14 protein-coding genes are annotated in these 25,234 nt (G+C 40.2%); 12 read left to right on the forward strand and 2 right to left on the reverse strand.

What is annotated here, in order from left to right:
- Positions 1-22: 22 nt before the first annotated feature.
- Positions 23-3,514 carry a helix-turn-helix domain-containing protein gene (locus HMPREF1535_RS07935; RefSeq protein WP_046145789.1) on the reverse strand — a complete coding sequence of 1,164 codons (3,492 nt, stop codon included), beginning with the start codon at positions 3,512-3,514 and terminating at the stop codon, positions 23-25.
- Positions 3,515-3,845: 331 nt separating this feature from the next.
- Positions 3,846-5,189 (reverse strand): S41 family peptidase, encoded by a 1,344-nt coding sequence (locus HMPREF1535_RS07940; RefSeq protein WP_046145790.1) that lies wholly within the window; start codon positions 5,187-5,189, stop codon positions 3,846-3,848.
- Between the two features lie 325 nt (positions 5,190-5,514).
- Here HMPREF1535_RS07940 and HMPREF1535_RS07945 point away from each other — a divergent pair, with 325 nt between their 5' ends.
- From HMPREF1535_RS07945 to galA, 12 genes are all read left to right on the forward strand, one after another.
- Positions 5,515-6,123, forward strand: coding sequence for an HU family DNA-binding protein (locus HMPREF1535_RS07945; RefSeq protein WP_009860572.1), 609 nt, complete (start codon positions 5,515-5,517; stop codon positions 6,121-6,123).
- Positions 6,120-6,683: an RNA polymerase sigma-70 factor gene (locus HMPREF1535_RS07950; RefSeq protein WP_046145791.1), complete on the forward strand. Its 564-nt coding sequence runs from the start codon at positions 6,120-6,122 to the stop codon at positions 6,681-6,683. The genes HMPREF1535_RS07945 and HMPREF1535_RS07950 overlap by 4 nt, the downstream gene beginning before the upstream one ends.
- A gap of 94 nt (positions 6,684-6,777) precedes the next feature.
- Positions 6,778-7,743, forward strand: coding sequence for a FecR family protein (locus tag HMPREF1535_RS07955; RefSeq protein WP_046145792.1), 966 nt, complete (start codon positions 6,778-6,780; stop codon positions 7,741-7,743).
- Positions 7,744-7,922: 179 nt separating this feature from the next.
- On the forward strand, positions 7,923-11,282 hold the full coding sequence (locus tag HMPREF1535_RS07960; RefSeq protein WP_392391960.1) for a SusC/RagA family TonB-linked outer membrane protein: 3,360 nt from the start codon (positions 7,923-7,925) through the stop codon (positions 11,280-11,282).
- Between the two features lie 14 nt (positions 11,283-11,296).
- Positions 11,297-13,027 carry a RagB/SusD family nutrient uptake outer membrane protein gene (locus HMPREF1535_RS07965; RefSeq protein WP_046145794.1) on the forward strand — a complete coding sequence of 577 codons (1,731 nt, stop codon included), beginning with the start codon at positions 11,297-11,299 and terminating at the stop codon, positions 13,025-13,027.
- 29 nt (positions 13,028-13,056) lie between these two features.
- Complete coding sequence (locus tag HMPREF1535_RS07970; protein ID WP_046146463.1) at positions 13,057-13,515, forward strand: DUF5018-related domain-containing protein; 459 nt, start codon at positions 13,057-13,059, stop codon at positions 13,513-13,515.
- Between the two features lie 88 nt (positions 13,516-13,603).
- On the forward strand, positions 13,604-15,307 hold the full coding sequence (locus HMPREF1535_RS07975; RefSeq protein ID WP_087880759.1) for a right-handed parallel beta-helix repeat-containing protein: 1,704 nt from the start codon (positions 13,604-13,606) through the stop codon (positions 15,305-15,307).
- An 82-nt stretch (positions 15,308-15,389) separates the two neighbouring features.
- Positions 15,390-18,050, forward strand: coding sequence for a beta-galactosidase (locus HMPREF1535_RS07980; protein WP_046145795.1), 2,661 nt, complete (start codon positions 15,390-15,392; stop codon positions 18,048-18,050).
- Between the two features lie 149 nt (positions 18,051-18,199).
- Entirely contained in the window at positions 18,200-18,442 is a 243-nt protein-coding gene (locus HMPREF1535_RS07985) for a hypothetical protein (RefSeq protein WP_046145796.1), read from the forward strand.
- Between the two features lie 202 nt (positions 18,443-18,644).
- Entirely contained in the window at positions 18,645-21,059 is a 2,415-nt protein-coding gene (locus tag HMPREF1535_RS07990) for a glycoside hydrolase family 95 protein (protein ID WP_046145797.1), read from the forward strand.
- Between the two features lie 121 nt (positions 21,060-21,180).
- The gene (locus HMPREF1535_RS07995; protein WP_046146465.1) at positions 21,181-22,128 is read left to right on the forward strand and encodes an alkaline phosphatase family protein; all 948 of its coding nucleotides are present in this window, start codon (positions 21,181-21,183) and stop codon (positions 22,126-22,128) included.
- A 16-nt stretch (positions 22,129-22,144) separates the two neighbouring features.
- Complete coding sequence (gene galA, locus HMPREF1535_RS08000; RefSeq protein WP_046145798.1) at positions 22,145-24,979, forward strand: beta-galactosidase GalA; 2,835 nt, start codon at positions 22,145-22,147, stop codon at positions 24,977-24,979.
- The last annotated feature ends 255 nt before the right edge of the window (positions 24,980-25,234 follow it).

Below are 25,234 nucleotides of genomic sequence, written 5' to 3' on the forward strand. Positions count from 1 at the left end.
ATATGGCGGGCTTTCTGTTTTTTTAGGATACTTCCTCTTTCTGCGACACCAGCATATTTTTTCTGTACTGCATGGGGGATACCCCTACATGCTTCTTAAAGGTACGGCTGAAATAAATCGGATCAGAATACCCGAGACGATAGGCAACCTCCGCTATAGGACAACAAGACTCATCTGATAACAAAAGCTTAGCCCGGTCCATTTTAAAGGAAACAATATAATCGTTCGGGGTCATTCCTGTAACCATCTTAATCTGGTTGAACAAACTGGTCCTCCCCATTCCCATACATTTAGCCCAGCGGGCTATATCGAATTCCGGATCTTCCAGATGCTCTTCCAAAACACGGGTAGCCGTATCCAACAGTCTTTTTTCCTGTACGTTAGTTGCCAATAGCGGCACGTAATCTTGTTCCTCTTTCTGCTTGATATACCTTGACAAAATACGTTTACTGTTTCTTACCAGAGAATTACATCTATGCTGAAGTAAATCCATAAAAAAAGGTTTGACCACATAATCGTCAGCACCGGAACGAATACTTTGAATCTGTTGTTCCGGAGATGGCTGGTAAGTCATCAGAATAACAGGAATATGTAATGTATCTACATGCGCCTTAATCATCCGGCACAATTCTATCCCGGAACCGTCCGCCATATCGATCTCACTCAAAATAATATCCGGGAGTTCTCTCAATGCGATCAAATAACCCTCCTTTGTATCCTCCGCTTCAATCAAACGATAGGCAAACGAAAATGTCTCTTTCAGCGAAGCCCTTATCTCGCTGTCACTGTCTATTATCAACATCGTATAAAGAGTGTTATCTTCTGTTCCAATCACCTCTTCCACAGGCGATTCCGCATCGTAGACAGGATTTCCGAAACTAAACGCAACGTCTTCCTGTTCCTCTCTGTTGAACGTCTGTAACCGGGTAATTAACCCTTGCAAATAAACAACCTGCTTCAATACTTTCCCGATTCGGTTTTTACCGGCTACAACTGCTGCATCAGCAACAATATTATTCAATATGGCAATGATTACAGTCAGAGGTTTCCTGAACTCATTGGAAATATTAGTTAGGAACTGCTGATTATCCCGGTTCAATTTATCCATTTGCTCCACCTCCATCTTTTTCATTTCCAGGGAAAGCATCAATCGAGTCTTTGTTTTATTGAACCAAACCAGCCAGGCTATAATAGAAATCGTTACACAAACATACAGCAATATCATTGGCCACGAAAGCCAGAACGGATACATAATTATAATTTCCAGCAAAACTTCATTCTGAGGATTATCCAGCTCGCGGACAATCAGATTATACCTACCGGGGCGCAGGGAAGAATAAGTAATCGTCCTGTTGGAAGTCGTTATCCATAGTTCATCCAGACCTTCCATCTTATATTCATATTGTCCGTAATTAGAAAGCAGATAGTTACTTGTCGAAAAGGTAAGGCTGATCGTATTCAAGTTATAAGGCAGTTTTATTTTTCGGGAAAAGGCGATATCCTGTTGAAGAAAATCCGAATTCGCAGGTGTCAACAATTGATTATTCACAGAGATCGAAGAGAAAAACAAAGAGTAATTCCTACCCGAACGATTTAAATTCTGCTCATTAAAAGAAAATAATCCACATATGGTACCCACATAAACATTCCGGTCCATCGGTGAGACATAAATGCCACAATCACCACTGAGAGAAAGCGGGGCAGGCAGATTACTTAAAGGAATATGAAATGCAGAAAGAGGTTTCTTTTTTACCGACATGTCCAAAATAGAAACACCTTTGTCTGTTGTTACGATCAGGTTCCTGTAAAACGAGCGGGTTACACTATAACATACATCACTCAGTAAAAAATGATCCTGTTCCCTATAAGATGAAAAATCATTCTTTTCCTCATTATATAATAAAAGTCCGGAATTCAGGGTAGACATGAATAAACCATTCCTGGAATCACCACAAATCGAATTAACGGCACTGGGAATACGACTCCCTTTTTGCAAGCCATCTCCATAGAGAAAGATTACCTTTTGCGATTTCAGATCTACAGAAAACAATCCTTCTTCCAGTGAAGACACCCATAAGCGGTCCTTGTCATCAATATATACGGTACGAATATTTCCGGAACATTTTTGTTGCAGCAACGAATCATCCAACAAATAAGAGGTATGCAGATTTTCCCTGTCAAGTTTAAAAATACCCTGGGTAGACGGTAACACCAGCATATCCCGATAAGGAACAATATCTTCTATTGTCAGCTGAGAAGCCGAATCGAAAAACGAAAAATCGATCTGCTTGATACGGCCTGTTTTCCTGTCAAGCACATAAAGTCCATTTTTGTAGACGCTGATAAACAGGTTATCCGTCTGCTCATCATACCACAGTGCACGAATCTTATTATCCGGCAATCGGTGGGTAGTCTTGGTGATATGCCGGATTACTTCCCTGTTCTTATTCAGGACGTTTATACCACTGCCCTCAGATGCTACATACAAATTACCTTCTTTATCTTCAGCCATAGAACCGATAACAGTTCCATGCAGACGATCCTCAACTTTTTCGTCGCTATAAAAACATTTGAAATCATCCAAATCTATATTTCCATACCGGATATCACCATAATAGGGTCCAATCCATAAATTTCCTTGCCGATCAGTAAATAATGCAGTAATCGAAGTTTCCGCCATATACGGCTGGTTACTCATTATTTCCGGAATACCATTTGTTTTCATTTCTATCCTATAAAGACCGGCCAAAGTTCCCACCCATATTATCCCCCGTGTATCCTCAGTAAAGCAATGAATATAGGGTATGGAAGAACCTCCCGAGTCATTAAGAACGATAGATTCACCATTTGGTGAAACAACAGCAGCTAAACCAGATTTAGCCGACAGCCACAAACGAGATTCCGAGTCCAGGAACTGAGTAGTTATGTTCTCTTTCTGAAAACAGGTGGTTATAATCCGTTTTTCCGTCAGATCAACTTTCAATACACCGGTAGTCGTCCCTATCCAAAACTGATTATCGCCAATCGGAGTTATGAGAGTAAAAACATATCTTTCATCAGAAAACAAAATCTCTTTTTCTCCCGACCGGATATTACATCTATAAAGTGAATGTCCTTCAACAGTATAAAGTTGATTATCTGAATAACAAATAGCCGTTGCTGTAATCTTCGGCATGAAAGGTTGCCTCATCTGTAAATCAATACAGATTATATTGTTTTCCGCTAAAAGATATAATGTAGAATCATTTCCACAGAAATTATGAATATTAGCATCTTCGAGAGACGGGAAATATTCAGACAAACGAATTACTTTAGTAGAAATGCCATCATAACAATTTACAGCATTATTACCGAGCCATATTCTCCCCAGCCGATCCTGCCATATTGCTATAGAGGAAGGCTGAGACAATCCGTCTTTTACACCCAAAGACCGGAAATAGATTTCATCTCCCCATATAGTAACAGAGAATAAGAGAAGCATAAAAGTCCAAATAGCCAAACGGATTCTATCCATCAAATCTGCTTAATATTAATACAGCGAACAAGTTAACAAAGCTCCATATCATCATCCTCTCCCGTATCTTAAAAACATCTAATATCTTGAAGCCCAATATTATACATTATTTAACTAACATAGTCCTAGCAGAACTCATGCCTAAAAAGAAAAAAGGATGAATAAACAAGAAAAAAATAACACCGCTTATGGCTAAGTTTGGTTCACATATTAAATTTTAGACTACAATATGAATGAATTTAAACGTATTTTTAAATAATCTTATTATATTTGTGTATTATTTATACATAGTTCTGCTAGGACTGTGTCAAAATTCCGGATATATAATTAATCAAGATGCTGAAGAAATACTAAGCACTTTCTTATAATCCTCCACCCCCATCTCTTCCTTCAGCGGATATGAAATATCCGGACAGATATACCCATCCTCAAATAAAGTTTCCGGTTCATGAAAACCCTCCGTCGAAGGTACCTGATATATTATCTTCGAGTTAGGTAAAGTCCCTTTGATAACGTTTCCACAAATCGGATAATATTGACCTGCCTTTTCCCCTACTAATATGGCTGCATTCGACAATTTTATTGTCAAACAAAAATCAGCTCCGGCAGAATACGTTCTATTTCCCATAATCACAAAAACATTTCCATCATAACCGGATTCCCTGCCTGGCGTATATTCTTCCAGAAACGCAACACCCTTTTCCATAATAGGATTCCCAAATGTCTCCATCCAGTAATTCTTTTCTTCTTGATTCTCATTAAAGAACTTCTTGATTAGATCTGAATTGATGAATTCCTCCACCCCTGCTTTCTTACCCGTCATTCTTACTTTGGAAGTAAACGCATCTGCTTTTAAATGATTTATTATGACAGAATTATTACCATCCGATCCGCCTCCATTATGCGCGACATCTATAAACAACGTTTTTATCCCCTTACTTTTCAGTTCGTCAAAAAAGGTATCCACGTATTCCTTATAACGCTTCACATCTTCTTCGCCATAAATCATACAACTATTATAATAAAGAACTGCTATTGAATCTTCCGGATAAACTTTTGAAGAATAAGGCTGGGTATAAATAGGATTCTTCTTTACCCTACGGGTATCCACACAAATAAGCGTATCGCGAGTTCCATTCGCAGTCTTTAATACGCCGGTATAGGTCATTGTACTCTTATTTGCTGGAGACAATAACAAATTCAACAACAAATTCATATTCTCATTTCGGATTTTCGAAGGCTGGTCCCACGGAATCATAGAATCTACATCCAGGGCTGTATAAGAAGCGAAAGAATCTCTCACAGCCAATAAAGTATCATTCCCTAACAACATCAGATTTCCCTGAAATTCTACAGTCGGAAAATGATAGCGCCCCGGAGGAGAAAAGAAATCGAAAACCCCGACATGCCCATCCAGGAATTTACGGGTCTTCATCAACCTGAATCCAAAATCCTCTCTCGCCATAGGCTCAGAACAAGACTCTATCATCTCAGCCTCCAACCTGACAAAAGTCAGCAAATCATAACGTTGATAGGGATCCGGATGAATATCCCTGATCATATGAAAATAGAACCGGATATCCTCTTTCATCTCTGCCGGACTTAACAAACCATCCTTATCAGAACATCCTATAAAGGATAACCACATCAAAATACTTATTATCAAGTTTCTCATAATAACACCGGATTTACAGTCATGTTTTGAATCTCATCAAATATAGGCATTAATTCTATAATCCGACAGTATATCTTATTAATTCATTTCGTCGAAAGTTCCCCAAAGATAATCCCAATTACCCGCCGGGAATAAAAAATTACCTGCCGGACAGAGTGATTTTCCCGAGATATATTATACATTTGTACAAATCCTCTTTTCATATCACAGTTGTGAAACAAAAGAAATCCATCTGTGAAACAAACGGAATCCAACTGTGATATGAAAGGAAGACAACTGTGATATGCAATACTAAACTGAAATTTACCTTTTTACAACGACTATTATGGGAGCAAAATATGCGTTATATGAGAATCCGAACCCCAAAGGCGACGGAAAGAAGCAACCTTTACATGCCCGGATTGTACCCAGAGGAACGATCCATACACAGGAGATTGCAGAAGAGATAGCTGATAGTTGCGGCTATTCCACGGCCACCACCAAAGGAATGCTGGATGCGCTGGCCAAAGTTATTTCGAAAAATCTGCGGTACGGATATACTGTCGAGTTAGATGACCTGGGTTCATTTTCCATCTCCCTGAAAAGTCGCCCGGTGATGGATAAAAAAGAAATACGTTCCTGGTCCGTAAATTTCGGGAATGTGCATTTCAAAGGGAGTAAAAAATTAAAAAATCGTTTGAAGTCTATAGACCTGGAAAGGGACTCCGATGCCTGTGCTACAAGCTATTCTCCTGAACAACGGAAAGGCCGTATGCTGATCGCATCGGAAGAAAAAGAGTTTTTCACTGCGGCACAATACATGCGGTTAAACGGATGTAACCGGTCCACAGCCGTGCGCGACCTGAAAGAGCTGATCGAAGACGGCAGAATAAAAAAGCTGGGATATGGAAAGGCTGTATTATATGTGCCCATTAATAAACAGGAAAAAATATGAATAACTTTTCAGGGACAGAGAAACATGCCTTTTCGAAAATATATCTGATATATTTTCCTAAATTGGTACGGTTCGCACGCGAATATGTTGTATCCATCGAAGATGCCGAAAACATCGTACAGGATATTTTCATGTATTTGTGGGAACACCGCGATATGCTGGAGTCCCTGACCAACCTCAACGCTTTCCTGTTCACACTGGCTAAAAACAGATGCATCGACTTTTATCGCCATAAAACATTAATAGACAGCAAAAAAGAATCACTGGACAGTCTACAGGACAGAGAACTGAAACTGAAAATGGAAGCCTTGATGCAATTCGATGAAAACATTTTTACCGAAAAAGAAATAGAAAATTTATTAGCCCAGGCAATTGAACACCTGCCGGAGAAATGCCGGCAGGTGTTCATTCTGAGCAGAATGAACGGATTAAAGCATGAGGAAATAGCCACGCAACTGAATATTTCTGTCCATACCGTACAAAATCACATCGTAACCGCTATACGTAAATTAAAGGTTGAATTGAAAGACTACCTCCCTCTCTTTATTTTCATTATCTAAAATCTTTTCCAAAAAAAATTTATTTTTTTCTGTTTCCGACTAGTAGATGGTCGGAAATATTTCGTCATACTAATAGAAAGAGTAATAAAGTATCATGAACGAACAACTAGATAAATATTTCCTTGGGGAACTTTCAGACACAGAAAAGAAAGATCTCTTCGACCAGATAGAATCCAGTCCGGAAAAGAAAGCTGAATTTATCCGTATGCAAAATACAGTAACTATTTCAAAGCTGGGAGAACAGAATGGAGACGATAAATGGGCTTCACTCAAAATAGAAGAACTGGGAAGTCGCATCAACCGGAAACAGGCTCGCCGGCTTTATCTCAATCTGGCAAAATATGCCGCTGTCGTAGCCATCTTACTGATTAACATCTGGCTGCTTACCGACAAATTCATCCCGGAAGAAAAAGCACCGCTCTATACAAAGATAGAAGTCCCTAAAGGCCAACGTATCTTTATGACCCTACAAGACGGGACAGAAGCCTGGTTAAGCCCCCGCTCCGTTATCAAAATACCGAATGAATTCAGCAAGGATGAACGTTCGGTAGAACTGGATGGTGAAGGATTTTTCTCGGTAACAAAAGATGCCAAACGACCTTTTATCGTGAAAACACAACGTTATGATATAAAGGTACTCGGAACCCGCTTCAATGTATTTGCTTATTCGGAAAGCGAACGATTTGAAACAAACCTGGTAAAGGGGAGTGTACAAGTCACAAACAACAGTAAGCCAGAGGAAAACATTATACTGAAACCCTACGAGATGGTATCCTTGTCGAATGGGAATCTGATAAAAACAGCCGCTTCATTCAACAACGAAGAATATCTGAAAAGCGGAATATTCTATTTCAGCAACAAGAAATTCTCGGAAATACTGGATTATCTCACGTTATGGTATAACGTAAAATTCGATGTGAAATCATCTGCCCGGATCGACCAGTATGTATCTGGTAAGTTCCGCCAGAGTGATGAAATTGAAAGGATCCTGAAAGCGTTACAAGGGGTGCATCATTTCCAGTATAAGATAATCAATAACGAAGAGATCGAAATATATTAAATACAACATATTCACCTAAAAATAGAATGCCTATGAAGTAAAGCCAGATCATTACACAGGAATGGTATAAAAAAGGGGCAAGTGTTACCAGCACTCACCCCAAGTCAATACCTTCCTTCTTTCATGTATTCCACAAACATTCAAAAACAGTATTAACTTTTAAAGCTATGAGCAAAGTTATGAAAAAAAACTTATTGCTATTGTTCAATTGTGTCAATTATATTGAATTAAAGCATACAATTCGTATTATGAAAATAACAACAGTTCTCACGTTAATTGCAATTTTCCAGCTTAGTGCAACCTCTTTGCATTCGCAAAATGCAAAAGTGAGCATCAACAGGAATAATCTGCCACTCAAAGAATTTATCAATGAGATAGAAAGGCAGACCGATTATCTTTTCATGTACAGTGAAAAAGAGATAGACTTACAGGAACAGGTACAAGTAAATGCAAAGAATAAACCTGTATCCAAAGTGCTGGAAGAGGTATTCGGTAATAGTGAAATTGCATATAATTTTAATGAGGGGTATATTTCGTTACGTACGAAAGGCGCCTCTGTTCAACAAAAACAAAAAAAGATTACGGGTGTTGTTTCTGATAACTTAGGACCTGTAGCCGGTGCAAACATCATGATAAAAGGAAGCACCATCGGTACTGTTACCGATATGGACGGACGTTTCACACTGGAAGTTCCTGAACAGGCTACGCTGGTAATCTCTTATATTGGATTCCTTCCGCAAGAAATCCAAGTAGGAAACAAAAGCGAATTTGCTATCTCATTAAAAGAGGATACAAAATTATTGGACGAAGTGGTCGTGATTGGTTACGGTACAACCTCTGCCAAGAAAATGGTATCGGCGGTTACCTCTGTAAAAGGTGAAAAATTACAAGAACTTCCTTTCAATTCTGTTGCAACCACCCTTCAAGGACGTGCCTCCGGAGTTATTATCCAGGAACATGGTAGCGAACCAGGGGCAAAACCTAAAGTATCTATTCGAGGAGGTGGAGATCCTGTTTACGTCATTGACGGTGTCATAAGTAGGGACGGATGGGAATTCCAAACTCTTAATCCGGATGATATTGAAAGTATATCTGTTTTAAAAGATGCTGCATCATTAGCCGTATATGGTTCTCGAGCTGCAGACGGTATCATCATGGTAAAAACTAAAGAGGGTCGTAAAGGAAAAACTGCTATTACATATTCATTTAATGCACAATTTAGTCAACCGACTTTCTACCCTGATAAAGTTGACGGCTATACATTTGCTGTTGAACAAAATAATGCAGGTATATCAGATGGTTTTGGTCCATATAGCAGGTATTCAGAAGAAGTTCTTGAAACAATTAAGAACCAAACAAATCCATATGTATACGCGAATACTGATTGGAGAGATTTAGTATTTAATGATTTTGCTCCTGAATATAAGCATTCTTTATCGATGTCCGGAAATGCAAAAGATATAAATTACTATTTATCGTTAGGAGCCCTTGATCAAGGAAGCTTATACAGTACTCCGGATGCATTAAGTTATAAACGTTATAATGTGCGAAGTAATATTAATACCACTTTTGACAAGATTGGATTAAAAGTCGCCTTAAATGTCAATGCAGCAATGGAAAAAAGACATGCGCCTTCAGTAGGGGCAAATGGAGTCCATTATAATAGCCTTGAACCTGTAACTCCAGCCTTTAACCAAGATGGGACTTACACATCTCTTTCACATCACCCGTTAGCAGAGATGGATGAACGCTCTGGATATAACAAAGAAGACGGATTGTTTGTAAACACTCAATTCATAGCAGACTGGGTATTGCCATGGATACAAGGACTGTCGTTGGGTACAATGTTACATTATCGTCTAAATTCTTCTCATGTGAAAAAATTTGTAGCACGTGCTCCCCAATATAATACAGATGGTTCAGAATTTATTGTATCCAAACCCCACTTAAAAGAAGAAGCATATTTTGGAGAAGTATACAATTTAGAACTGAATGCATCATATCAGAAGACTTTTTTCGAAAAACATAATATTGATGCAAAAGCCGTATTCACTGTAACTGAAAATACAGGTAGTGATTTTTGGGCTTCTAGAAGAGATTACCTATCCAGCAAAGTCGATCAGCTTTTCGCAGGTCCGTCAGTTGGAATGCAAAACTCCGGAAAATCCGAAGAAGGAGGTCGTATGGGTGTAGTCGGTCGTTTGAAATATGACTACGATAACCGCTATTATATTGAAGGTAGTTTCCGTTATGATGGATCCGATAATTTTGCACCAGGATATCGTTGGGGCTTCTTCCCTTCTGTTGCTGCAGCATGGGATATCACAGAAGAACCATTTTTCAAAGCATTAAATCTATCCAATGTCAATCTATTAAAAATCAGAGCTTCATACGGGAAAACCGGAACAGAAACTGACGTAGAACGTTTCGGTTATTTATCAACATATTCATTAAAAGAGGATGTCATCTGCATAGGAGGTAAATCACTCTTTGGATTCAGCGAAGGAGCTTTAGTTGCTCCCGAATTATTGACTTGGTACACACGTAATTCTTTAAATTATGGATTAGATTACGCATTTCTGAACAATCGCATTAAAGGTAATATCGACTATTTTTATTATGTTACTGAAGGAGGTTTAATGTCTCCTAAAGACAGATATACAACTCCTTTAGGTAAAGACCTTCCACAAATTAAATCAGACAGCAAACATCGTCGTGAAGGATTTGAATTCAATGCAAAATGGTCTGACAATGTGGAAGATTTTACTTATGAAATAGGAACCAATATGACTTATTACAACAATCTATGGGTAAAAAAAGCAGATGAAAAAATCACTGATTTAAAAAACCCTTGGAAAAGAGTTACACATCAAACAGACCATTATAAAGATCTTATTTATATGGCTAACGGACTCTATCATACTCCTGAACAGATTTTAAACTCGGCACGCCGTTTACAATCTTCTGAAACCAAATTAGGTGATATTTCTTACCAGGATATAAATGGTGATGGAAAGATTGATAGTGAAGATCAAATTCGTTACGGAATGCCTACAGAACCCCATTTTACTTATGGTGTTGATTTCTTGTTGGGTTATAAAGGCTTCACTTTATCCGGTCTATTTTACGGTACAGGTAAACGTAATATCATTATTAATAATGGATACAGAATGGGAGAAGCTCGTGTTCTTTTTGATAAAGTACAATTAGACTATTGGAGAGAGGATAATCAAGATGCTTCTTTCCCCAGAACATCGTTAACAAGTAACGTAAACGGTGGTAATAATCAGGAAAAATCTACATTCTGGGTAAAAAACGCTTCATATCTTCGATTAAAGAACTTAACCTTAGGTTATGATTTTAAATATTCAGTATTAAAAAATGTACCATGGATAAGTACATGTAAAATTAATTTAACAGGTACTAACTTATTTACTATTTCCGGCATAAATGACTTCCAAGATCCGGAAACCGAAGTAGATTACGCTTATTATCCATTTCAACGTGTTTATTCTTTAGGTGTATTAATTGGTTTTTAAAACTTAATATTATCATGAAACAAATGAATATAAAAATAATGGCTTTATCCTTAACATTAGGTTGCTTCAGTTGCAGTGATGTTCTGGATAAAAAACCTTTGGACAAATTTTCCGAAGATGATATCTGGGGATCACCCGAACTAACACAAGCCTTCATTTATCCAACACTGAATGATGCTGCAAGGAAATTAGTCAATGATGATTCCAGAACAGATAATGATGTTATTGTAGATCGTTCTGGAGATTCAAAAGTCAATAAAGAGCAAATTGACCGGTATTATGATGCAGGATGGAATGCCTATGATGAAAGTGTAGGATTAGATGTATATGAAGGTATTCGTAACTGTAATCTTGTTCTTGAAAACATGAAAAACTCATCATTTCTGGAGAAAGATAAAACATATTTTACAGCACAAGCTAAAATGTTACGTGCAATGATCTACTATAGCAGAGCACGTTTATTTGGAAAGCTCATGATTGTAGATCGATTGATCGATAAGGATGAAAATATGGAATTTCCAAGAACCAACACAATTAAAGAAACATATGATTTCATCCTGAAAGATTTGCAGGAAGCTGCACCTGATCTACCTGTAACTTTATCAAACCAGCAAGGGATGTTAACCCAAGGAGCAGCTTATGCATTAATAGCAGAAGTTGCTTTACATGGTGCTGCCTATATTGAAACCGGCCAGAATGACTATTATATGATAGCCAAAGAAGCCAGTGAAGCTCTTTTTAATCTGAATGCTTACGAATTGGACACAGATTACGAAAAGATGTTTAATGATTTCGATTATGCATTAAATTCCAAAGAAATCATCTTCGCCCAATGGGAACCTGAAAATGGAACGACTTTTGCTGACACATGGATGCAAGGGCTTATTCCGAATGTCAATAATAGTAAAATTATTGATGAGGCACTACCTAAATTAAACGATAGCTTTGAAGGTTGGGTATCCATGCTTCCATCGGTTGATTTAGTAAATACCTACCAAGTAATAGACAAAGATGGCAAAGCTAAAGATTGGGATAAAACCAGTTATTACCAAGATTATAAAGTAAATGGAGGTTATGTCTCACAAACAATCTATAAAAATAGAGATGCTCGTTTTTATTCAACTATTGTTTATGACTCCACTCAATATTTCAATAGCCTCATTTCTACCCGCAAATTAGGAAACCTACATTGGGACAGTAGAATAGGTGGAGACTGGGGAATTGCATTAACAGGTTATCTTTATCGAAAAGGCGTATATACTAAAAAACCTCTTTGGTATGCAGATCCCACATATTATCACTATATAATCATGCGTTTAGGACGTTCTTATTTAAACTATGCTGAAACAATGTTACGGTTGAATGATGCAAATACAGCAATAGAATACATAAATAAGACCCGAACCGCACACGGGAAATTACCAGCATTACCTACAGGTCTACCTATAGAGGAAGTTTGGAAAGAATACAAACGAGAACGCAGATTGGAATTAGTTCATGAAAGTGATCGCTACTGGAGTTTGTTAAGATGGGGAAAAGCTGATGGAAAAGATATAGTTGAAGAATTAACGAAAGTACATCAATCTATTTCTATTTCAGAAGATGGAAAATCATTCGAACATATTCTTCTTCCATATAGATCAAGTGAAAATGAACGTATATTTACCAAAAAGAGATACTTATTCCCCGTTCCCCAAAGTGAGAGGGATCTGAATCCTTCATTGGATCAAAATGATTTATGGTAATAATAGCTTTTACAAAAAATATAGAGCATATGAAAACAATTAATAATTTTATACTACTTCTTTTACTGATGGTTTCAACATCATCATGCCTAAAGGCAGGACTGGATGATTTGGAAACTTATGATCAAAGCGAAATCACCAATATAAGGTTCGAATACAGATGGTGGGATGAAACAGAAAAAAGATTAAGAGTCATAGAAATGAATGTTGACAAAAATATTGATGCAAAAAGCAAGGAAATTTCTTGTACAATTACCGTACCTGAGGCTTCCAATGCCTTTACTTCCACAGTCCGTGAGAATGTATCATTAAATAATCTAACAATGAATGTTGATATTTCTACTGCCGCACGTATCAAACCAATTGGAAATTCACCTACTTTAGGTGCTCCTCAGGATTTTTCGGCTAAAGACTTTATATATCAAGTAACCTCTGCAAGTGGGACATCGACAGAGTGGAGCATAAAAATCATTGATTTCAAAAAATAAGTTTCATTTGAGAGTGTGTCAAAATTCTGTTTTGTTTTAACAGACTTAATCGTGAATTTTGATGCACTCTCTCTTTATCAAAAATATCATGAAAGCATTCTATTTATTCCTCTATTCTTTTTTTATAATTACAGCAACTGCACAAAATGTAATTCGAGTTATACCTGAACAAGGCGATATGACTACAAAAATTCAGGCCGCTATAGATAAAGCAAAAAAATATAACGGAAAAGCAGTTGTAATTGAATTTCAAAATGCAAACTATCATATCCATAGAAATAGCTCATCACAGATAGTTTATCATATTTCCAATACAACATCAGAGCAAGACAATCCTAATCCTATCAAGCATATCGGTTTGTGGTTGAAAGGATTAAAAAATGTAACAATCGATGGAAAAGGAGCCCATTTTATTACACATGGCGAGATGACTAGTTTTGTCATTGACCAATGTGAAAATATTAAATTCAAAAATTTCACAATATCGGCATCTGACCCGACTGTTCCTGAATTGACTGTTACCAAAGTCGGGAATCGTCATATGAATGTACGTATCCATCCACAATCAAAATATGCTATCAAAGATGGGGAATTTTCTTTTGTAGGTGACAATTGGAGATTATCAAAAGGTATTGCCCAAATATATGATCCGGAAAAAGACATTACATGGCGTAGTTGGTCACCATTAACCGATTTACAAAAGGCAATTGAATTAGAACCCAACCAACTTCGTTTTGTATACAATAAACAACCTGAAGCAAAACCAGGCATGATATTCCAAATGCGTAGTGGTTATCGTTATGAAGCTTGCGGACTGATTCAATATAGTAAAGACATTACATTAGAAGATATACATTTTGCCTTTTTGGGCAATTTTGGACTTGTTGGACAGGTTTCAGAAAATATTACATACCGCCATTTAACTTTTGAACCGGAAGCCATAAGTGGGCGTACATGTGCCGGATTCGCAGACTTCATACAAATGTCAGGATGCAAAGGTAAAATCCTTATTGAAAATTCCCGTTTCTCCGGAGCACAAGATGATCCTATTAATATACACGGTACACATTTAGCTGTCACTAAATTTCTTTCGCCTAATAAATTGGTTGTTAAATATATGCATCCTCAAACATATGGATTTCAATCATTCCTACCAGGGAACGAAATAGACTTCATTAATGCTCATTCATTAATGCCATTAGCATCTTTCAAAGTAAAAAATGCAGAAATGAGAAATGAACGTGAAATAGTCATTACACTAAATCAATCCGTTCCACAAAAAATCAGGGAAACAAACAATCTCGTTGTTGAAAATGTAACTTATACCCCGGAAGTGGTTATACGTAATAACTATTTTACCCGTATTCCATCCCGAGGACTACTCGTAACCACTCGTCAAAAAATTTTGATTGAAAATAATACTTTTTTCCGTATGCAAATGAACGGTCTCCTTATAGCCGATGATGCACGCAGCTGGTTTGAATCAGGAATGGTACGTAATGTTACCATCCGTAACAATAATTTCATTGAATGTAATACTCCTGTTATCCTTATTGCTCCTGAAAATATTCAAAATGCAGGTTATGTACATCAAAATATTACAATCTCCAATAATCGTTTCCAATTAAAAGGAGTTGACGCAATTTCCGCAAAATCAGTTGATGGCTTAAATATAACCGGAAACTTATTCCTTACACCAGAAAATTCAAACCTAGAAAAACTAATAAAAACACGAGAGTGTAACAATGTTATGATAAAAGACAACATTATAGAAAAAATAAAAGACTATTGACTACCTATCAAATAACAATGATATTGTTATTTCCAAACCAAAACCTTTTCTTTGCATTAAAAACTCAAAACATCAATAAAACATGTACAAAACACGCTTATTATCAACATTCCTTCTTTTAGCTGGAGCAGCATCCGCCCAGTACCAAATAGATTTAAACCGCATCACCCCACCGACAATCAACTACCTGTCGCTAGGCCATACCGGTCCTGCCGGGAAAGAAATCCGCATTAATAACCTGTATCTGGAAGAAGGTGGCATTCCTCAACTCCCCGTAATGGGAGAAATTCATTATAACCGGATGGATTCGAGATACTGGCGCGATGCCTTATTGAAAATGAAAGCATCCGGCATTGACATTGTGGCCACTTATTGTATCTGGTCGCTGCACGAGGAATTTGAAGGTGAACTATCCTGGGAAGGTCATCTCAATCTCCGCCGTTTTATCGAATTGTGCAAGGAACTGGACATGAAAGTGCACTTGCGTTTCGGTCCTTACTGTAATGCGGAAATCAAAAACGGAGGATTACCTGACTGGATCGTCAATAATAAAAATCTGATAACCCGCTCAAACGATCCTTTGTATCTCGAATATACACGGCGTTGGTATCAGGCTGTATACGACCAGGTAAAAGGATTATTATGGAAAGACGGAGGCCCCGTCATGGCTCTTCAACTGGAAAACGAATACGTACGCCCGGGAATGATCGTCTCGCATCTTCTCAACCTGAAAAAGATGGCAGTAGAAATAGGATTCGATGTTCCTCTTTATTCGATGACCCACTGGATGGACAGCGAGTATCCGAAAGGGGAAATCGTGCCCTATGCCGGGTTCTATATCGAGGCTCCATGGACTGCATCTGGAAAAAATGAAATACCGACTTCCAACTTCGAGTTTTTCACTTACAACCGTCTTTCTGATAATATTGGTACCGATATTATCAAGATCGAAGGAGATGTAGAATCTTTAAGCGGAGAAAATAATGACTCCCCTTTCTTCACCTGTGAAATAGGCGTTGGAACCACAGCATTCTACCAACGTCGTGCCGTCGTACCGGAAGAAATGGCGGGAGAAAACATCAATCTACGCTTGGGGTGCGGAGCCAATATGATGGGATATTATATGTACACCGGTGGTACTAATCCTGTCGGGAAAATAAGTACATACCAATCATCCGGTCCTCGCATCAGTTACGACTACCAGGCCCCCATCCGTGAATTCGGAACTTTGGGTACAGTCATGCAGGAAACGAAGAAATATAACTATTTCATGAATGATTTCGGAACAGCGCTGGCTCCGGCTGTCGCTTACCTGCCTACCACTAACCAGGATAGAGACAACTTGCAATGGGCCGTCCGGTTAAACGGGAATACCGGTTATCTGTTCTGTTCCAATTATTTATACAAACATAGCCGGAAAGACTATAAAAATGTTCAGTTCTCCATAAAGTTGAAAGACGAGACAATCCGTATACCACGTCAGAAAGTAACGGTAAAAAACGGAACTTACTTTCTCTGGCCGTTCAATCAGGAACTAAGTAATGTACTGTTGAAATATTCAACAACCCAACCTGTTTGTTCCTTAAAAGAAGGCAACAACCATACCTATTTCTTCTTTGAAGACGATGCCATACCGGGAGAATATTTAATTGAAAATAAAGACATCCGGAATATCGAAGTAAAGAATGGCTCTTACCGGAAAGAGAAAGACAGATATTTCATCAACCAACTGACTCCGGGGAAAGAATGTATCATAAAGATTACAAAAGAAAATGGTTCCACAGTACGCTTTGTCACGCTGATTGAAGAAGAATCGGATCATATCTGGAAAGGTACGATAAAAGGTAAAAAGTTTGTTGCTATTACTAATTCCTCATTAATCTACGATAACGATAAGATCACTCTAATCGACGATCAACCGTCAACAGAGATATGGACATATGAGGACGGTAATTTCAAGCAACAAACATTCCAAAGCAGCGCGCATAATCTGCAAGCAGAATTTCGTCCGATCACTCCGATGGAAAAAAGCCTGTGGATACGTCCAACAGAAGGTAATATAGCAAAACGTCAGTTCTCATTGAGCACATTCTCAAAAGTAGAACGCGCCTATTTACGTTATGTATCATCCGATCCAATCAGTTGTATGATCAACGGAAAAGAAACAAAAACGACATCTATGGACAGTTATTCCTATGCTAATGTAACCGACTTCATTCAAAACGGCAACAATACGATCGAATTTAATCTTTCTAATGATAAAGAGATCACAGCGGAAATAGAAGTTCTTTTGAAGAATGGTAAACGTATCCTCTGGAATACAGATGCAACCTGGTTATCGGCAGACAACAAACCTGTTGCAACAACTACCGGAAAGAACAAGCCTTCCGCCTTTGCTCCTGAAGAACATATAGGCCTTTATGAAGTAAAAGCTCCGGCTGCGACTTGTGGCAACGAGGAAACACGTATGTATATTTCTTATAAAGGAGATGTAGCCAACGCTTACCTGAACGGAAATCTGATCGGCGACTCCTTCTATGATGGCACAGAGTGGATTCTCAGCTTAAGCCGCCTGAAAGAATCTATCGATACCAATCCGATGGTGATCCGCATCGACGGGCTGAAATCGGCTGATGTTCCTATTTATTTCGAGAAAAATGTCGTTCCGGCAGATTGTGTCGTTCCGACTATTTCTGATATACTGGTAAAACAGGAATATCGATTCGAACTAAATAATCAATAAATCATAGATATCTATAACTGCTCTCCCGTAAAGAACAAAGTAAAAAGAATTCTGTAAGTACCACCATACCTCGCGATACTTACAGAATTCTTTACTTTTGTTCCTAAATCTCCAACAATATTTCGAAGAAGTTCCATTTTAATAAAACATTGAATATACACCAAAAAAAAACAAAAATCGAAGTTATCGTAACAATCGAGTCGAATGGAAAGCAACATTTCAGAGCTTGGGTTTTACCCGATGCTATATCCTTCCTGGTTGCCAATTATTCTGATGCAGGTAATGAGTTCTACTTTAATTACGACTCCAACAGGACAAGATATCTGGATTCATATATCGCCGAAGACGAAGACGGAGACGTAGCCGGATGGATACAGCTTAATTTCAACTAGCACTCTATACAATAATAAAATAAAACAACTATCATTATCCTGATAATATCGAATTATGCAAAGTATTCATCTCATTTTATCAACTATAATAGAAGTCTGTTCCTTAATTTTACACAGTCTTTATTTTACTTTCTCCGTACAGAAGTAATATTAAAGACTGTGAAGAAATTCCACCGATTATATTTATAAGAACTTATAAGTCATGAAAAAACAAATTAGAAGCATAGTTTTTGTTATAGGCCTCTTTTCTTTATGTTTTACCGCCTGTTCCGTAGAACATAAAGAAGTACCATTAACATTATGGTACAATACTCCCGCCGACGCAACCGCCACGGATAATCCGAATAAAGGATATGACGATGATGCAGAGTGGCTGAAAGCCTTACCTTTAGGAAACGGTTCACTCGGTGCTATGGTCTTTGGAGATGTACACAAAGAACGTATCCAACTAAATGAAGAGACCATGTGGTCAGGAAGCATACAGGATAGCGACAATCCGGAAGCGGCCAAACATATAGAAGAAATCAAACAACTATTGTTTGACGGTAAATATAAAGAAGCCACAGACCTGACAAACCGTACACAAATATGTACCGGAAAAGGTTCCGGGCACGGACAAGGCAGCAACGCCCCTTTCGGATGTTATCAAACGATGGGCGACTTGTGGATCGACTTCGATAATAAATCGCCCTACACCGATTATCGCAGGGAACTGAATCTGGATGATGCGACAGCCAGGATTTCCTACAAACAAGGAGATGTAAATTTCAAACGTGAAATCTTTATCAGCCACCCGGATCAGTCCATGGTCATGAGAATATCTGCGGATAAAAAGCAGCAACTCTCTTTTACTTGCCGGATGAACCGGCCGGAACGCTACTCTACCTATACGGAAAACGAGCAACTGATCATGGCCGGGGCACTTTCAGACGGTAAAGGAGGAGATGGGCTTCAATACATGACAAGGTTAAAAGCTGTACCGATGAATGGTTCCGTTACGTATTCTGATTCTACCTTGACAGTGAAAGATGCGGATGAAGTTCTTCTGTTTTTAACCGCATCGACAGATTATAAGCTGGAATATCCCATCTACAAAGGACGGGATTTCAGCAGCATCACCGAAGCATCTTTAAATAAAGCTATAAACAAATCTTACAATCAGCTTTATGAAACACATGTAAAAGAATATACCGACTATTTCCAAAGAGCAAATCTGCAACTGACAAATACGCCTGATACGATCCCTACCGACATTAAGGTTATGAATGCCCGAAAAGGCATGATAGACCCTCACCTATATGAACAAATGTTCCAATATGGCCGTTACCTCCTGATCTCGTCGTCGCGACCGGGTACTATGCCCGCCAACCTGCAAGGTATCTGGGCAAACAAGCTTCAGACCGCCTGGAATGGCGATTATCATACCGACGTCAATATCGAAATGAACTACTGGCCTGCGGAAGTAACCAACCTGTCAGAAATGCATCTGCCAATGTTCGACCTGATTGCTTCGCTAGTTGAACCAGGGAGCAAGACCGCACAAATCCAATACAATAAGAAGGGCTGGGTAGTACACCCTATCACGAACGTATGGGGATATACCTCTCCGGGCGAAGCAGCTTCCTGGGGTATGCACACCGGTGCTCCGGCATGGATTTGCCAACATATCGGTGAACACTATCGGTTTACAGGCGATAAAGACTTTTTACGCAAAACATATCCTGTACTGAAAGGAGCTATCGAATTTTATATGGATTGGCTGACAGAGAACCCGAAAACCAAAGAACTAGTTTCCGGTCCTGCTGTTTCTCCGGAAAATACGTTTGTCGCTCCCGACGGCAGCCATAGCCAGATCAGCATGGGACCGGCACACGACCAGCAAACTATCTGGCAACTGTTTGACGACTTCGCCATGATATCCAGCGAATTATCCATCGACGATGATTTTACACGCCAGGTTGCTGATGCAAAAGATCGTTTGGCCGATACGAAAATTGGTTCTGACGGACGCATCATGGAATGGGCCGACGAGTTCCCTGAAGTTGAACCTGGTCACCGTCATATCTCCCACCTGTTCGCCATCCATCCGGGATCGCAGATCAATATGTTGCAAACTCCCGACCTGATCGAGGCAGCCAACAAATCGCTGGACTACCGCATCCAGCATCGCAGAGGCTATGTCGGTTGGAGTTCGGCATGGGCCATCAGCCAATATGCCCGCTTGCATCAGGCCGAAAAAGCGAAAGAGAACCTGGACGATGTCATGAAGAAATGCATCAACCCGAACCTCTTCACAATATGTCCTCCTTTCCAGATCGACGCTAACTTCGGAACAACGGCAGGGATAGCCGAAATGTTGTTACAGAGTCATGTGTACGATCAGGGAGGTTATATCATTCAATTACTTCCCTCCCTTCCTGCCGATTGGAAAAAAGGAGAATTCTCAGGCTTAAAAGCCCGGGGAGGATTTGAAGTGGCGGTGAAATGGGAAAACGGACAAATAGTCGATGCTTCCGTTAAATCGCTACAGGGGAATAAATTCCGTATCTGGTATAACGGTAATTATTTGCAGGCAAACGGTTTGAAAAAAGGGGAAATCTGGAAATGGAATAAATAGTTATTGAAAGCGCAAACCTTTGCGTACTTTTTACGAAAAGAATCAGTCTTCAAAATAACATTTTCCACTACCTTTGAAGACTGATCTTCTTACTTATACTTATAAACACAGCATGGAAAATATGAAAAACTCAAGAAGAAACTTCTTCAAAAAAGGACTGGCGGGAGCTGTCGCATTAGGCACTGCCTCCATTACCCAACCTATATCGGCAGTTACTGCCAAAGTAAATGCGCCTACTGCAAAACGTATTGTTTTAATATCACTCGACGGAATCTGTGTAGACGGATACCTGAAGGCAAAAACTCCGAATCTGGATGCCTTGATGGCCGAAGGTTCACTCTCGCTGGATACACGTGTGGTCATGCCTTCGGTGACATTGCCTAACTGGACCAGCCATCTTTGCGGAAGCGGCCCCGAACAGCATGGTGTAGTCGATAATAGCTGGGAAATCTCCAAATTCGTATTACCTGCGATTGAAACAGATAGCAAAGGATATTACCCTTCCGTATTCAAAGTATTGAAAGAGGCACTTCCACAGGCAAAAACAGCTTTCTATTATAACTGGATCAACCTGTTCTACCCATACAATAAACAGTATCTGGATGAAGTCAGCTACCTGGAAGAAGATGCCTACGTGCCGAACTACGAGAAAGCGCTTTCTTTTCTGATGGAGAACCGGAAAAACCCGACACTGGCATTCCTCTATTCCGTACATACCGACCATGCCGGACACAAACATAAATGGATGTCTCCGGAATACATACAATCCATTGAGGAAGCCGATGTAGAGATCGGAAAGTTCATCGAGAAGATGAAACAGGAAGGATTATACAAAGATACTCACTTCATGTTCCTGACAGATCATGGCGGCATTAACTACGGACATGGCGGAGTGAGTACGGATGAAATGATCGTCCCCTGGGGGATCGCCGGACCAGGAATAAAGAAAAGATTCAAGATCACGGAAACCAATAACACGGTGAACACAGCAGCTATCATCCTGCACCTGTTCAAGGTTAAACAACCCTTATCCTGGACAGGTGAAGTGATCGAAACAATATTCAAATAATTCTATAATAAATGCTATGACAACACTCAAAAGTCTTCTACTTCTTTTGTGTATCAGTTTTTCTTTACAGGTGTATGCACAGGAAAAAGTAACCGTCCGGGAAACTCTGTCTCTGGACAAAGGATGGAGTTTTCATAAGGGAGATATCCCCTATCCGGTCATTAAAGGACATAACGCGACTTACCGGAACGCTAAAGCCGGATACGTGAGCGGAGCTGCTTCCCCAAACAACGATGATTCCTCCTGGCGTATCGTAGACATCCCCCATGACTGGGCGATTGAAGGACGGGTAAACCCGGAAGCCAACCTTTCGCAGGGTTACTACGACCGCGGTTTCGGCTGGTACCGCCGTAAATTCAAACTGTCTCCCGAAGATAAAGGGAAGCACCTGGAATTACAGTTCGACGGTATTGCCACACATGCCACGATCTGGGTTAACGGAACCGTACTGCATCGCAACTGGTGCGGTTATACATCCATGTATATCGACATCACGCCGTATGCAACATATGGTGACGATGTGAATACCATTGCCGTACGCGTAGATGCAGAAGCCCAGGAAGGCTGGTGGTATGAAGGAGCAGGAATTTACCGCCACACCTGGCTGGTAAAACGCTCGCCGCTGCATATTATCACAGATGGTGTCTTTGCCAATCCTGTAAAGAAGACCGAAAGCCAGTGGGAAATACCTGTAGAGGTTTCCTTATATAACTCAGGTAAACTACCTGCCAATAGTGAAGTAGAAGTTTCTTTGTTTGCCCCGGATGGCAAATCGATCACGACACAAACCCAGAAACTCTCTGTCAGAGCATTGGGAGAAGGGATTGCAAACTTATCAATGACAGTTTCAACCCCTCAACTTTGGTCACCGGACAGCCCCGCTCTTTATACAGTCAAAACCGTTGTAAAGCAAAACGGCATTGTAACGGACGAAGCCGAAACCAAATGTGGTTTCCGCACGATCCGTTTCGATAATAACACCGGTTTCTGGCTGAACGGAGAGAATATCAAGATAAAAGGCGTTTGTAACCATCAGGATCATGCCGGTGTGGGTGTCGCCGTTCCGGATGCTTTGTGGGAATTCCGCCTGCGCAAACTAAAAGAGATGGGAGTCAATGCCTATCGTGTTGCTCATAATCCGGTTGCCAAAGAATTTATGGCTGCTTGCGACAGCATGGGTATCATGGTACTGGATGAAAACAGATTGTTCAACACTTCACCCGAATATGTTCGTCAACTGGAGTGGCAAGTACGCCGCGACCGTAACTGTCCGAGCGTAATCCTCTGGTCCGTTTTCAACGAAGAACCGATGCAGGGCACGGAAAACGGGGTTGAAATGGTTCGCCGCATGTACGACGTAGTGAAGAAGATGGACCCGACACGCCCTATAACAGCTGCGATGAACGGAGGATTCTTCTCTGAATATAATGTATCGCAGGCGGTAGATGTCGGAGGATTCAATTATCAGATCGAAAGTTACGACCGTTTCCACGAAGAAAACCCGGACCTGCCTCTGACCAGTTCAGAAGATGGTTCCGCCTTTATGATCCGGGGTGAATATGTAACAGACAGGTCGAAAAACCTGATGGATTCATACGATACACAATGTGCGGACTGGGGAGCTACCCACCGCAGAGCCTGGAAAGCCGTGGCTGAACGCCCCTGGATGGCAGGGTGCTTCTACTGGACCGGATTCGATTATCATGGCGAACCGACTCCGCATCGCTGGCCTACAGTCAGCTCTTTCTTCGGTATCATGGATTTATGCGGATTCCCCAAAATGGCTTATTACCTGCATCAGGCACAATGGGTAAAGGATAAAGATGTCTTGGAACTGGTGCCTCACTGGAACTGGCCTGCCGACTCCATCGGAAAGCCTATCAAGGTGATGGCATTAAGCAATGCAGATAAAGTAAAGCTCTTATTGAACGGTAAAGTAATATCCGAACAAGTGGTAGATCCGTACGAAATGAATACTTGGTCTGTTCCTTATAAACCTGGCAAGCTGGAAGCCATCGGCTACAAGAACGGAAAGATCGTCTCACGTACCAAAGTAGAGACAACTAAAGACCCCGTCCAGGTTCGCCTGACGCCTGACCGTAACAGCCTGGCTGGCGATGGCCGGGACGCTATGCCGATAACCGTGGAGGTTGTAGACTCCAAAGGTCGTCACGTACCGACAGCCAACAATATGATGGAATTCACCGTTACAGGACCTGCCGAAATCATCGGTCTGGGCAATGGAAATCCGAACTGCCACGAGCCTGAAAAGGGCAACAAACGCAGCCTGTTCTACGGTCTCGCACAAGTTATCATCCAAAGCAAGGAAGGTTCGGGTCCAATCACCCTGACAGCCTCAACTCCGGGACTGAAGCCGGCAACCATCACGATCAATGCCGATCAGGTTGCCCCTGTCCCATCCGTCGCACCAGAATTTCCGCCGATGTTACTGAACAGATGGGTAGCCTCTCCCCTTTCCACCGATAAACCCGACGCTACCCGTCAGATAGCCGACAACGATATGAACAGCTGGCAACCTATTTCAGGCGGCGATCTGATCAAACTGGAGAATGCCAATTTCGTTATTTTACGTGCGACATTCAATCCTTACCAGGCTCATCGGGAAGAAGGCGGAAGTATCCTCTTCAAACAACTGACAGGAAAAGCCGAAATCTGGCTCAACGGTCAACTGATCGGTTCAAAAACGACAGATAAGGAAGAGGATTTCACTGTTGAATTTCCTGCCGCAAAAGAGAGATGTGACCTGCGCGTTCTGCTGAACGGCACGACAGGCGAAGCCGTCGGTCTAAAAGGTAACGTGACGGTACGTACCAAACGAATGATTCCGTAATCAAGATCATCCGGGTTACGCCCGATAGTTCCGGAATTGATCATGACAGAGGAGGACGATCGCCATATGGCCGTGCGTATCCATCCACAATCAAAATATCTTATGTTACGTCAGAAAATGTACATCTGGTATTCTTGGGTAATTTCGGACTCGCAGGTCAGATGTCAGGATGCAAAGAAAGAAACACAAAAACGGGGCTGTCTCAAATGAAAACCAGCCCCGTTATAGAAAACGTTATTTAATTTATCCCATCTT

Origin of the sequence: Parabacteroides goldsteinii DSM 19448 = WAL 12034 (assembly GCF_000969835.1) — a bacterium.
Lineage (GTDB): Bacteria > Bacteroidota > Bacteroidia > Bacteroidales > Tannerellaceae > Parabacteroides > Parabacteroides goldsteinii.

Bases quoted from the DNA above. Each gene is read 5' to 3' on its own strand.
- HMPREF1535_RS07935 (WP_046145789.1), bottom strand. From the start codon at position 3,514: ATGGATAGAATCCGTTTGGCTATTTGGACTTTTATGCTTCTCTTATTC.
- HMPREF1535_RS07940 (WP_046145790.1), bottom strand. From the start codon at position 5,189: ATGAGAAACTTGATAATAAGTATTTTGATGTGGTTATCCTTTATAGGA.
- HMPREF1535_RS07945 (WP_009860572.1), top strand. From the start codon at position 5,515: ATGGGAGCAAAATATGCGTTATATGAGAATCCGAACCCCAAAGGCGAC.
- HMPREF1535_RS07950 (WP_046145791.1), top strand. From the start codon at position 6,120: ATGAATAACTTTTCAGGGACAGAGAAACATGCCTTTTCGAAAATATAT.
- HMPREF1535_RS07955 (WP_046145792.1), top strand. From the start codon at position 6,778: ATGAACGAACAACTAGATAAATATTTCCTTGGGGAACTTTCAGACACA.
- HMPREF1535_RS07960 (WP_392391960.1), top strand. From the start codon at position 7,923: ATGAAAAAAAACTTATTGCTATTGTTCAATTGTGTCAATTATATTGAA.
- HMPREF1535_RS07965 (WP_046145794.1), top strand. From the start codon at position 11,297: ATGAAACAAATGAATATAAAAATAATGGCTTTATCCTTAACATTAGGT.
- HMPREF1535_RS07970 (WP_046146463.1), top strand. From the start codon at position 13,057: ATGAAAACAATTAATAATTTTATACTACTTCTTTTACTGATGGTTTCA.
- HMPREF1535_RS07975 (WP_087880759.1), top strand. From the start codon at position 13,604: ATGAAAGCATTCTATTTATTCCTCTATTCTTTTTTTATAATTACAGCA.
- HMPREF1535_RS07980 (WP_046145795.1), top strand. From the start codon at position 15,390: ATGTACAAAACACGCTTATTATCAACATTCCTTCTTTTAGCTGGAGCA.
- HMPREF1535_RS07990 (WP_046145797.1), top strand. From the start codon at position 18,645: ATGAAAAAACAAATTAGAAGCATAGTTTTTGTTATAGGCCTCTTTTCT.
- HMPREF1535_RS07995 (WP_046146465.1), top strand. From the start codon at position 21,181: ATGAAAAACTCAAGAAGAAACTTCTTCAAAAAAGGACTGGCGGGAGCT.
- galA (WP_046145798.1), top strand. From the start codon at position 22,145: ATGACAACACTCAAAAGTCTTCTACTTCTTTTGTGTATCAGTTTTTCT.